The 17,540-nt window shown below is 76.4% G+C and carries 5 protein-coding genes; all 5 read left to right on the top strand.

The genetic code is table 11. The features are described from left to right. Positions 1-247: 247 nt before the first annotated feature. Positions 248-7,837, top strand: coding sequence for an SDR family NAD(P)-dependent oxidoreductase (locus H566_RS25230; protein WP_034411831.1), 7,590 nt, complete (start codon positions 248-250; stop codon positions 7,835-7,837). Positions 7,838-7,923: 86 nt separating this feature from the next. Further along, the gene (locus H566_RS0114200; RefSeq protein WP_028311954.1) at positions 7,924-9,240 is read left to right on the top strand and encodes a flavin-containing monooxygenase; all 1,317 of its coding nucleotides are present in this window, start codon (positions 7,924-7,926) and stop codon (positions 9,238-9,240) included. A 25-nt stretch (positions 9,241-9,265) separates the two neighbouring features. Beyond that, on the top strand, positions 9,266-10,660 hold the full coding sequence (locus tag H566_RS30395; protein ID WP_028311955.1) for an acyl carrier protein: 1,395 nt from the start codon (positions 9,266-9,268) through the stop codon (positions 10,658-10,660). After that, a complete protein-coding gene (locus H566_RS30400; protein ID WP_051378780.1) occupies positions 10,657-15,450 on the top strand; it encodes an SDR family NAD(P)-dependent oxidoreductase in 4,794 nt (1,597 codons plus the stop codon). The genes H566_RS30395 and H566_RS30400 overlap by 4 nt, the downstream gene beginning before the upstream one ends. Next, on the top strand, positions 15,447-17,525 hold the full coding sequence (fabD, locus tag H566_RS25240) for an ACP S-malonyltransferase (protein WP_051378781.1): 2,079 nt from the start codon (positions 15,447-15,449) through the stop codon (positions 17,523-17,525). The genes H566_RS30400 and fabD overlap by 4 nt, the downstream gene beginning before the upstream one ends. Positions 17,526-17,540 lie beyond the last annotated feature (15 nt).

Genomic DNA, 17,540 nt, shown 5'->3' on the forward strand with positions numbered 1-17,540 from the left:
TCCTATATCGCGCGCGATTTGCCCGGAGATTCATGGGCAATCTGCCCGCAATTCCCGGCAATGGCATGCATGCTGCTTTTCAACGGGAATTACAGACGGCCCGGGATCGAATCGTTCGAATTGATCAATTCGAAATGAACGATCACTTTCAACAAGGCCGCAATTCCCCTTTCTCCTCCCCGGAATTCCAACCATGCGATCGCCGCCGCAATGCGCGCGGCGACGCCGTCACGCCAGGGAGAAACGCGTGTCCGACCACTGGAGCGCCGTCGAGCGCCGTATCGCCGGACTGCTGGCCGAAGTCACGGGCATCGACGCCGCGACCTTCGCCGCGCAGGCCCCCTTCGACGAACTGGGCATCGACTCGATCACGATCAACCAGTTCAACGCCGCGCTCGCGCGTCATGTGCGGGGCGTGCCACGCACGCTGCTGTTCGACTGCCGCTGCCTCGGCGACGTGTGCGACTGGCTCGGGCGGCATCACCGCGCGGCGCTGCTCGCGGCCTTCGCGCCGACGCAGGCGCCCGAGGTGCCGGCGCCGCAGGCTGCGCGCCCGGTCGGCGCCGCGAACGGGTCGCCCGTGCCGGACGGCGTGCAAACCTTTGCAAACGACCGCGCCGGCGCGCCGGCCGCGTCCACCACGCCCGCCACCGCCACCGCCGCCGACTGGCCGGTACTGCGCAGCCGCGCAGCCGCGCCGCGCGCCGGCGCCGCCGCCTTGCGCGCCACCGATTCCGCTCCTCGCAAGGCAGCCGCCCGCCTCTCCTCCACCCCTTCGACCGACGACATCGCGATCGTCGGCATGGCCGGCCGCTATCCCGACGCGGGCGACGTGGCCGCCTTCTGGCGCAATCTCGAGGCCGGCCGCAACAGCGTGCGCGAGGTGCCCGCCGCGCGCTGGTCGCTCGACGGCTTCTGGGAGCCGGGCGAGACCGCCGGCGCGCGCGGCCGCAGCTACTGCAAGTGGGGCGCCTTCCTCGACGACGTGAATGGCTTCGACGCCGACTTCTTCGGCATCGCGCCGCGCGAGGCCGAGACCATGGACCCGCAGGAACGCATCTTTCTCGAAGTCGCCTGGCAGGCGCTCGAAGACGCGGGCCTCGCCCTGCTGCGCCAGCGCGCCGACGCGCGCGACGGCCTGCCGGTGTCGGTGTACGTGGGCGTGACGACCCAGACCCACCAGCTCGCCGGCCCGGCGCTGTGGCAGCGCGGCCAGCCGGTCTTCCCCACGTCGCTCGCCTGGTCGGTGGCCAATCGCGTGTCCTTCCTGCTCAACCTGCGCGGCGCCAGCCTGCCGGTGGATACCGCCTGTTCCGCGTCGCTGAGCGCGCTGCATCTGGCCTGCGAAGGCCTGCGGCGCGGCGAGGCCGAGATGGCGCTGGTCGGCGGCGTGAACCTCTACCTGCATCCGTCCAAGTTCGTCTGGCTGTCGCAGCAGCGCATGCTGACCGCGACCGGCCAGTGCCATGCCTTCAGCGACGACGCCGACGGCTTCGTGCCCGGCGAAGGCGCGGGCGCGATCGTGCTCAAGCCGCTCGGCGCCGCGCTGCGCGACGGCAACCGCATCCTCGGCCTCGTGCGCGCCACGGGCGTCAACCACGGCGGTCGCGCCAACGGCTACACCGTGCCGACGCCGGCCGCCCAGGCCGCGCTCATCCGCGCCACCTTCGAGCGCGGCGACGTGTCGCCCGCGAGCATCGGCTATGTCGAGGCCCACGGCACCGGCACCCGCCTCGGCGACCCGGTGGAAATCGACGGCCTCGCGCGCGCCTTCGCCGAAGCCGCCGAGGCGCGCGGCGAAGCGCCGCCGCCCGCCGCCAACTGCGCGATCGCGTCCACCAAGACCAACATCGGCCATCTCGAATCGGCCGCCGGCATCGCCGGCCTCACGCGCATCCTGTTGCAGCTGGAGGCGCGCCGCTTCGCGCCGCTGCTCAACTTCCGCGCGCTCAATCCCAACATCGATCTCGGCCGCACGCCATTCCGGCTCCAGACCGAGGCCGCCGACTGGCCCGCGCCCGCCGACGGCGGCCCGCGCCGCGCGGCGATCAGCTCCTTCGGCGCCGGTGGCGCGAATGCGCATGCGGTGATCGAGGAATGGCTGCCGGCAACAGGATTGGAAACGTTTGCAGATTCCGGCCGCGCGGGCACGCGGGCAGGCGCGCACGCCGGCCCGGAAGCTGCCGCCGCCGGCCCGGAAGCCGGGACCGCGCCGCCGCTCGCGCTGTTCCCGCTGTCGGCGCGCACGCCGGCCGCGCTCGCCGCGCGCACCGCGCAACTGCTGGCCGAGATCGACGCCGGCCGCATCACCGACCGCCAGCTCGCCGCGCTCGCCCGCACGCTCCAGCAGGCGCGCGAGCCGCTGCCGGCGCGCATCGTCATCGCCGCGCGCGATTGCGCCGGCCTGCGTGCCGCGCTCGCCGCGCCGCCCGCCGCGACCGTCGTGCGCCGCCCGCTGCCCGGCGCCGCCCTCGCCGCACCCGCGAGCGCCGACGAAGTCGCCGCCGCCTGGCTCGAAGGCCGCGCGATCGACTGGGCAAGCTGGTGGGGCGAGCGCCGCCCGACGCTGCTCGCGCTGCCGCCCTATCCCTTCGAGCATCAGGACTGCTCGCTCGCGCGGCATGCGGCGGCCGCGCCCGCGCCGGCCTTTGCGTGGAGCGGGCTGGACCCGATCACCGCCGGTGCCGGCATGACCGACGGGCCGCGCGCTCTGACCGGCACGACGCCCGGCATGGCATTGGGCGCGACGTCGCCCGATTCCAGCGCCAGCGCGAGCGCGCCCGCCGCCCGGTTCGACCTCGTCGCGCCCGGCACCGTCGCGATCACGCCCGCGCCCGACGCCTTCTTCCTGGCCGACCATCCGATCCACGGCGAGCCGGTGCTGCCCGCGACCGGCTGGCTCGAACTCGCGCGCGCGGCCGCCGGTATCGCGCTCGGCCGGCCGGTCGGCGCGATCCACAACGCCGGCTTCGGCCGGCCCTGGCGCGCGGGCCGCGACGGCGCGATCACGCTCCACCTCGACGCGCCCGACGCAAGCGGCGCCGCCAGCTTCGAGCTGCGCTCCCAACCCGCCGACGGCGGCGCGCCGCTCATGCATGCGCGCGGCCGCGCCGAGCCGCTCGCCGCCTCGGCCGGCAAACTCGCGCGTGGCCTGCGCGAAGCGGGTGGTCTGCGCGACGCCGCCGGCGCGACGCCCGGCGCGAACGCCGCCGACGGCGCCACGGCCACCGACTCATCGCCCACCACCCGTCCCGCCGACCACCTCGACCACGCGACGATCTACCGCCGCTTCGCCGACTGCGGCTTCGGCTACGGCCCGGCCTTCTCGGCGCTGCAAACGCTTGCAGTGCATGACGGCGGCGTCAGCGCCAGCCTCGCGCTCGCGCCCGTCGACTGGCAGCGCGCCGCCGGCTGCGCCTGGCATCCGGGCCTGCTCGACGCCTGCCTGCAAGCCGTCGTGCCGCTGCTCCAGCGTCACGGCGCGCCGGCCACGACCACCTACGTGCCCTTCGCGATCGGCGCGCTCGACATCGCCGGCGACCTGCGCCACGCACGCCGCCTCGTGCTGCGCCCGCGCGCCCCGGCCCGCGCCGCCGGCGTCGCGCATCACGACGCCTGGCTGCTTGACGACGGCGACGCGGTCGTCGCCGCGATGCGCGACATCGTGCTGCGGCCGCTCGACGCGACGGCCGGCGCGCCCGCCGGCTCGACGAGCACCGCCGCGCAACCCGCCGGCCACAGCGACGCCGCACCCGACCGCCTGCGCTGGCTCCAGCCGCGCTGGCGCGACCGACCGCTCGCCGCCGAAACCCTCGCCACCACCCGCGCTCCGCGCCTCGCCGGCCCGGCCGACGCGCGCTGGCAATCGGCCTTCGACGCGGCCCTGCGCGCCGCCACCGCGCAAACCGCCACGCCGCAGCCGACGGCAGCCGCCACGGCCACGCAAGCCGACGCCACCCACCCCGCCCCGCTCATCGTCCTCGACGCCCTGCTCGCCGCGCCCGCCGCCGACCTCGCCACCGCCCGCCGCCACGGCCTCGAAGCCCTCTGGCGTCACGCCCGCGACGCCATGCGCGCAGCAGCCGGCAAGCCGCTGCGCATCGTCTTCGGCTGGCGCGACGACGGCAGCCTCGCGGCCGACGCCCACGCCGCCGCGATCGGCTTCGCGCGCAGCCTGCACCGCGAGAACCCGGCCACGCTCGTGCGCCTCGTCGCGCTCGCGCCGGCCCTCGCCGACGCGCCCGAACGCGCCGCCGCCGCCCTGCTCGCCGAAGCCCGCGTGACGGCCGACCGCCCCGCGCTGCTGCGCCTGCATGCCGACGGCCGGCGCGAGATCGAAACCCTTGCCGTCCTGCCCGGCAGCGACGCGCCGCCCGCCACCGCGCCGGCCGCCCTGCCCGCGCGCTTCGTGCGCGACGGCGCGGTCTATCTCGTCACCGGCGGCGCCGGCGGCCTCGGCCTCGACTTCGCGCGCCGGCTCGCCGCCTCGGCGCGCGGCATCACCCTCGTGCTCTGCGGCCGCAGCGCCGCCGACGAGCGCATCGAGAGCGCCCTCGACGGCCTGCGCGCCCTCGGCGCCCGCGCGCTCTACCGCGCCGCCGACCTCGCCGACCCCACGGCCGTGCGCCTGCTCGTCGCCGACTGCCGCGCCCACGGCCCGGTGGCCGGCGTGCTGCACGCGGCCGGCGTGCTGCGCGACGCCTTCGTGCTGCGCAAGGACCTCGCCGACATCGACGCCACCTGCCGGCCCAAGATGGAAGCCGTCGTCGCGCTCGACGCCGAACTCGCCGCCGACCGGCTCGACTGGTTCGTCCTCTACTCCTCGCTCGCCGGCGTGCTCGGCAATGTCGGCCAGGCCGACTACGCGGCTGCAAACGCTTTCATGGACCGCTGGGCCGCGCGCCGCAATGCCGAGGCGCGCGCCGGCCGCCGCCACGGCGCCGCGCTCGCGATCGCCTGGCCGCTCTGGCATGACGGCGGCATGCAGGTGGACGACGCCACGCGCGAACGCCACCGCGCGCTCGGCATCGCCACCGTCGGCCGCGCCGACGGCGCCGTGATGTTCGACCTCGCGCTCGCCGCCGCGCTCGACGGCCGCGCCGACGGCTGCGTCTTCCCGCTGCGCGTGCGCGCCGACGCCGAACCCGCGCTGCTCGCCGCCGAAGGGCCTTTGGCAGGGCAGTTCGCCGGCCAGCCCGCGCCGGCAGCGCAAGCCGCGCCGGTCGCGCCGACGGCGCGCACGGCACACACGGCGCAGCCGACGACGGCCCATCCGACCACGGCCGTCACCGCCGCCGCGACCGCCACCACCGACCCCGCCACCCTGCGCCCCGCCCTGCTCGCCCACCTGCGCGACCTGCTCGCGCGCACCACCGGCCGCGCCGCCGACCGGCTCGACAGCGGCGTCAGCTTCCCCGACCTCGGTCTCGACTCGGTCATGGTCATGGAGCTGAACGCCGCGCTCGACGTCGACTTCCGCGACCTGTCGCGCACGCTCTTCTTCGAGTGCGACAACCTCGACGAGGTGGCCGACCGCCTGCTCGCCGACCATGCCGGCGACGTCGCGCGGCGCTTCGGCGCGCCCGTGGCAGCGCAGGCACCGGCGCCCGCCTGCATCGCTACGGCAGCCGCGCCGACCACCGCGCAATCAGCGTCGACCGCACACTTCCCGCCGGCCACGACCCCGGCCGCGCCCGCCGACGCCTCCCCCCCGGCCCCGCAACCCCAACCGGTTACAAGCGTTGTCAACACCCCCGCCGCCACCGACATCGCCATCATCGGCATCGCCGGCCGCTACCCCGGCGCCGACAGCCTCGACGCCTTCTGGACCCTGCTTGCCGACGGCGTCGATGCCGTCACCGAAGTCCCGCCCGAGCGCTGGGCGCTGCCGCCCGCCGACGCGACCGCCGGCCGCGCCAAGCGCGGCGACTACGCGCGCTGGGGCAGCTTCCTCGACGGCGTCGACCGCTTCGACCCGCTGTTCTTCGGCATCGCCCCGCGCGAGGCCGAGCGCATGGACCCGCAGGAACGCCTCTTTCTCGAAACCGCCTGGCATGCGGTCGAGAACGCCGGCCACACGCCGGCCTCGCTCCAGCAGCCCTGCGCCGGCGACGCGCGACAGCGCATCGGCGTGTACGCCGGCGTGATGTACAGCGAGTACCAGTTCCTCGGCGTCGAGGCGATGGCGCGCGGCGAGCGCGGCCTCGGCATGTCGTCCTTCGCGTCGATCGCCAACCGCGTCTCGTACTGCCTCGACTTCGACGGCCCGTCGATGGCGGTGGACACGATGTGCTCGTCGTCGCTCAGCGCCATCCACCTCGCCTGCGAGGCGATCCGCGCCGGCAGTTGCGACGCGGCCATCGCCGGCGGCGTCAACCTCTCGCTCCATCCCTACAAGTACCGCACGCTCAGCGAACTCAAGTTCGCCTCCACCGACGGCCGCTGCCGCAGCTTCGGCGCCGGCGGCGACGGCTATGTGCCAGGCGAAGGCGTGGGCGCGGTCGTGCTCAAGCCGCTCGCCCGCGCGCTGGCCGACGGCGACCGCGTGCTCGCCGTCATCAAGGGCAGCGCGGTCAACCACGGCGGCCGCACCAACGGCTACACCGTGCCCAACCCCAAGGCCCAGGGCCGGCTGGTGGGCGACGCGCTCGCCCGCGCCGGTGTCGATCCGCGCGCCGTCAACTACATCGAAGCCCACGGCACCGGCACGCCGCTCGGCGATCCGATCGAGGTCAGCGGACTCGTGCAAGCCTTTGCAGGCGCCGAGGGCCAGTGCGCGATCGGTTCGCTCAAGAGCAACCTCGGCCATCTCGAATCAGCCGCCGGCATCGCCGCGCTCACCAAGGTGCTGCTGCAACTGGAGCACCGCACCCTCGCGCCGACGCTGCATGCCGATCCGCCCAACCCCGGCATCCGCTTCGCGGGCACGCGCTTCCATGTGCAGACGGCGCTCGCCCACTGGCCGGCGCCGCTCGCCGCCGACGGCACGGCGCTGCCGCGCTGCGCCGGCATCAGCTCCTTCGGCGCGGGCGGCTCCAACGCCCATCTCGTGCTGGAGGAAGCACCGCCGCTGCCGGCCCCGCCGGCCCGCGCGGAAGGCGAGGCACGGCTGTTCGTGTTCTCGGCCGGCGACGCCGCCGGCCTGCGCGCCCAGGCGGCCGACTTTGCCGACTGGCTGCGCGCCGACCCGACCACGCCCGAACTCGACGCCGCCGCGCTCGTGCTGCGCGCCGGCCGCATCGCGCGGCCCGAGCGGCTTGCGATCGTCGCCGCCAACGGCATCGCGCTGCTCGCCGCGCTCGACGGCTGGCTGGCGCGCGCCGACCACGCCGCCGACCGGCTGCGCACCCCGTCGCCCGACCTCAGCGCCGTGCTCGCCGCGACCACCGACATCGCCACCGGCCGCGCGCCCGACGGCCGCCGCGCCGACGCCAGCCTGCCGGCCGACATCGCCGGCCTCGACGCCGCCGCGCTCGCCGATGCCGCCGGCGCCTGGGTCGAGGGCAGGCTCGACTGGTCGCGCCCGCGCGCCCCGTTTGTCCGCGTCGCCCTGCCCGGCACCCGCTTCGCGCGCCGCCGCTGCTGGATCGAGACCACGCCCGACGTGGGCGCCCCGTCCGTGACGGCAAGCCCGCAGGCCGCGCCTGCGCCAGCGACCGCAGCCACGACGCACATGCCGCCGGCAATGCCCGCGCCTGCCACCACGCAGGCCGGGCCGGCCACCGCGCCCGCCACCCCCGCCGAAATCCTCGCCGAGGTCCGCGCCGGCCGGCTCGGCATGGCCGAGGCGACGGCTTTGCTGCAAAGGCTTGCATCCCGCGCCGGCGTCACCGCCTGACCGGCGCACCCAACCGCGACACACCCACCACAAGAAGCAGGCTCGGCCGCGCAGACGGCCCGCCACCATCAGGGAGAGGAAGACACATGAACCAGAACGCACCCGTCTGCATCATCGGCGCCGGCGCCTCCGGCATCACCGTGGGCAAGACGCTCAAGCGCGCCGGCATCGGTTTCGACATCGTCGATTCGGCGCAGGACTTCGGCGGCAACTGGCTGCCGTCCGGGCCGTCGTCGAAGATGTACGAATCGACTCACCTCATCAGCTCGCGCACCAACACCCAGTTCTCCGATCTGCCGATGGACAGCAGCTGGCCGGCCTATCCGCGTCATTCGCTGTTCTGGCAGTACCTGCGCCAGGTCGCGGCGCATCACGACCTCGGCCGCCATGCGCATTTCGGCCTCGGCGTCGAGCACATGGAGGCCGCGCCCGGCGCCTGGGACGGCGCCGACGGCTGGCGTCTGCGACTGTCGGACGGCAGCAGCCGGCTGTATCGCGACGTGGTCGTGTGCAACGGCCTGCTGCGCAAGCCACGCCGCATCGCCTACCCCGGCGAATTCACCGGCCAGCAGCTGCATTCGGGCGACTACAAGACGGCCACGATCTTTCGCGGCAAGCGCGTGCTGGTGATCGGCGGCGGCAACTCGGGCTGCGACATCGCGGTGGACGCGGGCCAGAACGCGAGCGCCGCCTTCCATTCGACGCGGCGCGGCTATCACTACCTGCCCAAGTTCATCGACAGCCGGCCGACGCAGGACTGGCTCATGTCGGAGGCCAAGCGCTTCGACACGCCCGAAGCCTACTGGGCGCATGTGAAGGCCACGATCCGCCTCGCCGGCTATGACGGCACGGCCTACGGCCTGCCGCAGCCCGACCACGACATCGACCAGGCGCATCCGATCATGAATTCGCTGCTGCTCTATCACGTGGGGCATGGCGACGTGCTGCCCAAGCCCGATGTGGCGCGCTTCGACGGCGGGCGGGTGCATTTCAGCGACGGCAGCAGCGAGGAGATCGACATCGTCGTGCATGCGACGGGCTTCGAGGTGTCGCTGCCCTTCATGGACAAGTCGATCGTGGACTGGACGCGCGGGCTGTCGGGGATCTTCCTGCACATGGTCCCGCCCAGGCACGACAACCTGCTGTTCTTCGGCTACCTCAACGCGCCCTCGGGCTACGGCAACGTGGCCAACACCACGGCGCGCTTCATCGACGGCTACTTCAAGGCGCGCGAGCGCCAGTCGCGCGGCTGGCGCGTGCTGAAGGAACTCAAGCTGCGCTGGAACGAGCTGGACCTGGGCCAGGACCGCTACATGCGCACCGAGCGCCACGCCCACGAGTTCGACCTGTGGAAGTACCTCGCCACGGTCAACTTCCTCGCCTCCAAGCTCTCGGCCGCCTGAGCCGCCTTCACACGGAACGATCGCCATGAACGACTTCGTCCTCGACGGCGCGCCGCGCGCCGACCTCAGCGCGCAAGAGGCGCTGGAAATGCTTCTTCAGCTCAAGGCGGCGGAAGCCGCGCCGGCCGGCGGCATGAACGGCCCGGCGGCCGGCGCCACCGCCGCGACCGCAGGCGCCGACGCGCTCGTCGCCGCGCTCTGCGGCGTGCTCGCCGAACTGACGGCCGATGTGCTCAAGCTCGCCCTCGCCGAAGTGCCCGCCGCGCGTCCGCTGGTGGAGCTGGGACTCGACTCGGTCGGCGCGACCGACCTGATGGGCCGCTTCAACGAGCGCTTCGCCCTCGACGTGCCCTCGACCGTGCTGTTCGAGTTCGACAACCTCGCCGACCTCGCGCGCCATCTCGCGGGCGCGCATGGCGCCGAGCTGCGGACGCAGCTCGGGCTGGCGGCGGCCGTTGCCGCCACGCCGTCGCTCGCCGCCGCGCCGACGGCCGTCATGCCGGTGGTTCCGGTGGTTCCGGCCGTTGCCGCGCCGGTCGCCGCCACGCCTGCCGTCACCACGTCGCCCGTCACCGTCGCGCCGGCCATCGCGCCCGTCGCGCTCCAGCCCCCGCTCTCCGCCAGCCAGCCCGCCATGACCACCGCCGCCACGTCCCAGCCCGTCGCCCCCACGGCCACCGTGCCCGCCACCGCGTCGCGCCGCCGCGAAGTGCAGGCGCTGTGGGCCGAGATCGAGGCGCGGCTCGACGCCGAGGACGCGCTCGCGAGCGCCGCGCGCAGCGCGCCGGCCGCCACCTTCGCCGCCGCGCCGACCATCGTCGCCGCCCCGGCCACCGCCGACACCGATCCCGCCTGGACCGACTGCCGCGCCCGCCTCGCCCGCCTCGGCGGCCGGGGCCGCGCGCTCGCCTTCCCGGCGCTCGCGCTGGCCGAGGCCGCGCTGCCCGCGCTCGCCGGCCTCGCGCGCCATGCCGGCGTGCTGCGCCTCACGCCCGAGGCCGGCGCCGGCGAGCGGCTCGATCCGCATCACGAAGCCGCGCTCGAAATCCTGCTCGCGCGCGCCACGCCGGCCGGGCCGCTGCTGCTCGTGCTCGACGCGGCGCGACGCGGCGCCGGCACGCCCACGCACCTGCTGCGCGCCATCGAACGCCTGCGCGCGAGCGGCGCGCTGCTGCTCGGCCTGCTCGACGACCAGCTCGCCGACGTGGCCGCGCTCGCCGGCCTGGCCCGCGCGCTCGAACCCGACTTCCTGCTCGTCGGCGCCGAGCCCTTCGTCGCGCTCCACCTCGGCGCGCCGCTGCTCGCCTCGGCCGACACCGGCGCGCTCGACCGCCATGCCGCGCGCTACCGCAACGACTACGCCGCCGCCGCCCTCGCCGGCCGGCTCGCCGCGCTCGACGCCGCCGGAGCGGTCGCATGAACGGCGACGCACCCCGCGACGACCACCGCGCCGCGCCGGCCCCGGCCGTTGCGTCCAGCGCCATCGCCATCATCGGCATGGCCGGCGCCATGCCCGGCTCGCTCGACCTCGCCGCCTACTGGTCACACCTGCTCGCGGGCGACGACCTCGTCACCGAAGTGCCGGCCGACCGCTGGGACTGGCGCGACTTCGACGGCGACCCGCTCGGCGACGGCAACCGCACCCGCTCGCGCTGGGGCGGCTTCACGCCGCTGGTCGATGGCTTCGACGCCGCCTTCTTCGGCATCTCGCCGCGCGAGGCCGCGTCGATGGACCCGCAGCAGCGCCTCATGCTCACCGCCGCCTGGGAAGCGATCGAGAACGCCGGCATCGCGCCGGCCGCGCTCGCCGGACGCCGCGTGGGCGTGTTCGTGGGCGCGAGCGGCAGCGACTGGAAGGCCAACATCGAGCAGCCCGGCCGCGCGCGCGAACCGCACCAGGCCTCGGGCACGCACCAGACGATGCTCGCCAACCGCATCTCCTACACGCTCGACCTGCGCGGCCCGAGCGAGACGATCGACACCGCCTGCTCCAGCTCGCTCGTCGCGCTGCACCGCGCGGTGATGGCGCTGCGCGCGGGCGAGGTCGAACTCTGCCTCGCCGGCGCGATCAACCTGCTGCTCGAACCGGAGATGACGATCCAGTACGCGAAGGCCGGCATGCTCAGCCCCGACGGCCGCTGCCAGACCTTCGACGCCGCCGCCAACGGCTATGTGCGCTCGGAAGGCTGGGGCTGCGTACTGCTCAAGCCGCTCGCGCAAGCGCTTGCAGACGGCGACGTGATCCACGCCATCATCCGTGGCAGCGCCGAGAACCACGGCGGGCGCGCCAACTCGCTCACCGCGCCCAATCCGCGCGCGCAGACGGCGCTCGTGGCCGAGGCGGTCGAGCGCGCCGGCGTGCCGGTGGATTCGATCAGCGTGGTCGAGGCCCACGGCACCGGCACCGCGCTCGGCGACCCGATCGAGATCAACGCGCTCAAGGCCGCCTGGCGCCAGCTCGGCGCGAGCGACCGGGCGCGCTGCGCGCTCGGCGCGGTCAAGAGCAGCATCGGCCACCTCGAAGCCGCCGCCGGCATGGCAGGGCTGTTCAAGCTCGTGTTTGCAATGCAGGCGCGCCGCCTGCCCGGCAACCTGCACCACCGCCGCACCAATCCGCACATCGACTTGGCCGGCTCGCCCTTCGAGCTGCTGACCGGGGCGCGCGACTGGATCGCGCCCGAAGATGCCGACGGAATGCGGCTTCCGCTGCGCGCGGGCGTCAGCTCCTTCGGCTTCGGCGGCGTGAATGCGCATGTGGTGCTGGAAGAAGCGCCCGGCGACGACGCCCGCGCCCGGCCCGCGTTGGCGACAGCCACGCCCGATGGCACGTCAACGCCAGCGCCGGCGCAATCCGGCCAGGCCACGACGCCCGACGACGGCCCCGCGCTCATCGTCCTGTCCGCGCCCGATGCCGAGCGCCTGCGCGACGCCGCGCGCGCCCTGCTCGACTGGCTCGCGCCCGGCAGCGGCAGCACCGCCGCCGAACGCGGCCGGCTGCTCGACGCGCTGCGCGCCGGCACCGCCCGGCTCGCCGGCCTCACGCCCGACGCCATCGATGCGACCCTGCCCTTCGGCGCCCTCGGCCTGAGCCCGTCGCGCATGGCCAGGCTGCTCGCCGGCCTCGGCGACGCCGGCGCCGACGGCCCGGTCGCGGGCGCCGCCATGGCCGGCACCGCCACCGGCCCGGCCACCGCCGCCCTGCCGCCGCGCCTCGCCGACCTCGGCGGCGCCACCTGCCTCGCCGACGCCGCCGACGCCCTCGCCCGCCGCGCGACCCGCCTCGCCGCCACGCCGCGCCTCGGCGCCAGCCTCGCGCGCCGCCTGCCGGACGCGACCGGCCTCGGCGCGCGCGCCGCGCTGCACGACATCGCCTGGACGCTCCAGACCGGCCGCCAGACCTTCGACGAGCGCCTCGCCATCGTCACCGCCGATCGCGCCGGCCTCGTCGCCGCGCTCGCGGCCATCGCCGGGGGCACCGGCAACCGCGCCGACGCCCACGCGGGCGGCCTCGACCTCGACGGCGCCTGGCTCGCCACCGGCAGCCCGCGCCGCAAGGCCGGCGCCGCCGGCACGCACGAAGCGCGCGCAACTTCGACCGACGGCCCCGCGCACGACGCCAGCGCAACCACCGACGCCCTGCGCGCCCTCGCCCTGCGCTGGCTCGCCGAGAAGCGCCCGCGCATCGACTGGACCGGACTGCACGCCGGCCGCGCGCGCCACCGCCTGCCGCTGCCCGGCACGCCGATGCGCCTCGTCGCCATCCCGCGCGCCAGCGGCGGCGGCCGCCTGCTCCCGGCCACCGCGCCCGAAACCGCCTTCGCCGCGCTGGTCGGCGCCAACGTGTCCGACCTCGACACCGTCGCCCACGCCCGCCCGCTCGCGGCCGGCGCCGCGCCCTGGCTCGCCGGCCGGCCGGCCGACGGCGTGCTCGCCGCCCGGCGCGGCCTGTTGCTGCTCGACGCCGCGCTCAGCCTCGGCCAGCGGCTCGGCGGCGGCGCCGGCCTCGTCGCGCGCGACGCGGTCTGGGCCGCGCCGGTCGATCTCGCGCCCGGCGCCTGCCTGCGCAGCACCTGGGGCGGCGGCCGCGACGACGGCGTGATCGAGATCGGCCTCGACGACGGCCCGCTGCTGTTCCAGGCCGAGGTCGCCCTCGGCGACGCCACGGCTGCCGGCGCGGTCAACGCCGCACACGCCACGACCGCATCGACCGACGCCCCCACCCTGCTGCCCGTCGCCGCGCTCGCCGACGCCTTCGCCGCCGCCGGCTGCGCGACGGCCCAGCCCTTCCGGCTCGACTCGGCCCGCGTGGCACCGGGCGCCGGCAGCGCGACGCGAGCCGAACTGCGCCGCCTGCCCGGCCCCGGCCTGTGCTTCGACATCGACTGCCTCGACGCCGCCGGCCACCTCGTGCTCGCCCTCGGCGGACTGGAACTGCGCCTCGCCGCCACGCCTCTGCGCGCCGCGCCACCGGCCGGTCACGCGCCCGAAGTGGCAAGCCGTGCCAGCGCCCGTGAAGCGCCCGATGCCCATGACGCGCCCGGCCGCCCGGCCAGCTCCGCCGCGACAACCGCAGCCGCCGGCGCCGCCGACGTCCCCGGCATGCACGCGCCCGCCACCCCCACCACCGTCGTCCACCCCGTCTGGACCGACGCCGGCCCCGCCGCGCCCGCCGACCCGCCCGCGCTGCCCGCCGACCTCAGGCTGTTCGCGCTCGACGCCGACGGCAGCCTCGCCCGCGAGCTGTCCGCCGCCGTCGGCCGCGAGGTGGCGGCGATCGCCGGCGGCCTGCCCGCGCCCGACCGCTCGCCCACGACGGTCGCGCTGCCCGCCGCGCTGCCGCCCGGCGCGACGGCCGCCGTCGTCATCGACACGCTGGCCTTCGGCCCGGCCGCCAGCGACGCCCCTCCGCCCGCCGAGGCCTCCGCCGCCGACGGCCCCGGCTGCGTCGCCACCGCCGCCCGCCTGCTCGACCTGCTGCGCGCCTTCGCGGCGATCACCGCCGGCGCACCGGCCTCGGCGCCGCCGCTGCGGCTGCTGCTCGTCACCCGCGCCGATCCGGCGCTCGCGGGCGCGCTGCGCGGCCTCGGCCTCACGCTCGCGGCGGAATCGGGCCGGCTCGCGCTGCATGTGCTCGACTGCGACGCGCCCGCCGGCGCGCCACTGCCCGTGCCCGCGCTGCTCGCCGAACTCGGCCAGGCCTGCGCCGCCGCGCCGGACGCGCCGCCCCCGCACGCGCTGCCGACCGCACTCCGCCATCGCGCGGGCCGGCGCGAACGCATCCTCTGGCAGGCGACGGCCAGCCTCGCGGGCACGCGGCTCGCGCCCGTCCCGGCCGGCCGCGCCGGCAGCCTCGGCACCGAAACGTCCGCGCCGACCGACACCGACGACAGCACCGCCAACCCGGGCGCCGCGCCGCGCGGCGCCGTGCTCATCACCGGCGGCCTCGGCGGCCTCGGCCGGCTGTTCGCGCGCCATCTCGCGCTCGGCCACGGCCATGCGATCGAGACCTGCTCGCGCTCGCCCGCCGACCCGGCGCTGCTGCGCGAACTGGCCGACGCCGGCATCGAGCTGCGCCATCACAGGCTCGACATCACCGACGAAGGCGCGCTCGCCGCGCTGTTCGCCGACATCGCGCGCCGCCACGGCCGGCTCGCCGGCATCGTCCACGCGGCCGGCGTGCTGCGCGACGAACGCTTCGCGCGCCAGCCCGCCGCCGACGCGCGCGCCGTGCTCGCGCCCAAGCTGGCCGGCACGCTCGCGCTCGACCGCGCCAGCGCCCGCCTGCGGCTCGACTTCGTCGCGCTGTTCGGCTCGGTCGTCGGCGTGCGCGGCAACGCCGGCCAGGGCGCCTACGCCTTCGCCAACGGCTGGCTCGACGGCTTCGCGCACTGGCGCGCGGCCGAGGTCGCGGCCGGCCGCCGGCATGGCGCCACCGTGGCCTTCGACTGGCCCTGGTGGGCCGAGGGCGGCATGCCGATGAGCGAGTTGCAGCAGGAGCTGTTCCTCAACCGCCACGGCCTGCTGCCGCTGCCCGCCGCGCGCGGCCTCGCCGCCTTCGACGCGGCGCTGGGCGTCGCGCTGCGCGGCGCAACCGCCGCCGGCGCCGCGCCGGCCGGCATCCCGGCCCAGGCCCTCGTGCTGCACGGCCCGGCCGCCGCGCCCTTCGTCATTTCCGCCCGCCAACCCCAGGCCGAGGAGGCCCTGTCATGACCACCCTGCTGTTCCCCGGCCAGGGCTCGCAGTTCAAGGGCATGGGCGCCGAGCTGTTCGACGCCTATCCCGACGCCGTCGCGCGCGCCGACGCCATCCTCGGCTGGTCGCTGCGCGAGCTCTGCCTCGACGATCCGCGCCGCCAGCTCAACGACACGCGCTACACCCAGCCCGCGCTCTACGCGGTGAGCGTGCTGGCGCTGCGCCGCCATCTCGACAGCGGCGGCCCGCCGCCCGACCGCGTGGCCGGCCACAGCCTCGGCGAGTACGCCGCGCTGCACGCGGCCGGCGTGTTCGATTTCGAGACCGGCCTGCGACTCGTGAAGCGGCGCGGCGAGCTGATGTCGGCCGTGACCGGCGGCGCGATGTGCGCCGTCATCGGCCTGGCGCGCGCCGACATCGAGGCGCTGCTCGCGGAGCACGGCATCGACCTCGACCTCGCCAACCACAACAGCCCGCGCCAGCTCGTGCTCGCCGGCGACGCCGAGGGCGTGGGCCGCTTCGAGACGCTGGTGAAGTCGGGCGCCGCGCCCGGCGCGCGCTGCGTGCGGCTGCGCGTGAGCGGCGCCTTCCATTCGCGCCAGATGGCGCCGGTGGCGACGCGGTTCGCGCCCGCGCTCGCGGCCGAAGCCTTCGCGCCGCCGCGCATCCCGGTCATCGCCAATTGCAGCGCGCTCGCCTACGGCGCCGACGACATCGCCGCCAACCTCGCGCGCCAGCTGCACGCGCCGGTGCGCTGGGTCGAGTCGGTCGAGGCGCTGCTCGCGGCGGGCGAGACGGCGTTCATCGAGATCGGGCCGGGCGAGGTGCTGACGCGGCTGGTCGCGGACATCCGCGCGGACTGGCTGGCGCGAGGCGGGGTGGCGGGAGCTGCGGCGAAGGCCGAGCCGGCGCCTGCTGCCTCGACGGTTGCGTCGTCCGAGGCCACGCCCCTTGCGCCGCCCGCCGCCGAAGCCGCCGAAGCCATTGCCGAAGCCGTCACGCCCGCTCCCGGCCCCTTCGAGCAGGCCTGGCGCTGCGCCAGCCCCATCGTCGCGGGCGGCCTCGGCGGCGATGTCGCGCCGTCGCGGATGCTCGCCGGCCTGGTCGGCGCGGGCTGCCTCGCCTTCGCGGGCAGCGATGGCGTCGAGCCGGCGCTGCTCGCGGTGCGGCTGCGCGCCGCGCGCGAACTCGCGGGGCCGGACGCGCCGGGCCGGCTCGGGCTCAACCTCGTCTGCGACGGCAGCGCGCCCGAGCGCGAGGCGGCGCTGTGGCGCATCGCGGCCGACCTCGGCATCGACGCGGTCGAACTCGGCGGCGCGCCCGAGCCCTCGCCCGAGCTGCTCGCCTTCCGCGCCGCCGCGCCGGGCCGGCATCAGGTGCTGGTGAAGCTGCGCGACGTGGCCTCGGCGCGCGCCTTCCTCGCGCCGCCGTCGGCCGCGCTGGTCGCGGCGGCGGCGGGCCTGCCAACGACGGCGAACGCCGCCGGCACCGCCGCGACTGCCGCGACTGCCGCCACGCCCGCGCCGCCCGCCGGCCTCGCCGCGCTCGCCACCCTGCCGCTCGCCGACGCGATCTGCCTCGACTGCTCCGACTGGCGCACCGCGCCGGCCGATCGCGCCGACCGCAGCTTTGCCGCGCTGGTGGCGTTGCGCGACGCGGCGGTCGCGGCCGGCCTGCCGCGCCTGCCGCTCGGCCTTGCGGGCGGCATCGCCACGCCGGCCGACATCGCGGCGGCGCGCGCGCTCGGCGCCGATTTCGTGCTCGTCGGCTCGGCGCTGCAATGGACCGCCGACGCCGGCCTGCCCGCGCCGCTGCGCGCCCGGCTCGCCGCCGCCGACGCCGCCTTCGTCGCCCGCCCCGACCCGCAGCCGCCCGGCTGGGGCCTCGAAACCGTCGCCCTGCGCCCCGCGCCCGACGCGCCCGACAGCCCCGCCTGCGGCCCCGCCGCGCGCGAGGCCGCGCGCTGGTGGCGCGCGCGGGCCGGCGCCGACGACGCGCCCACGGCCGCCGACGCCACGCGGCCACCCCCCGCCTTCCCCACCGCCGGCGAACTGCTGCGCGCCCTCGCCGAGGCCGCGCGCCTCGCCGCCTGATCCACGCCAACACCC

It is taken from the genome of Derxia gummosa DSM 723, assembly GCF_000482785.1.
Taxonomy (GTDB): Bacteria; Pseudomonadota; Gammaproteobacteria; order Burkholderiales; family Burkholderiaceae_E; genus Derxia; species Derxia gummosa.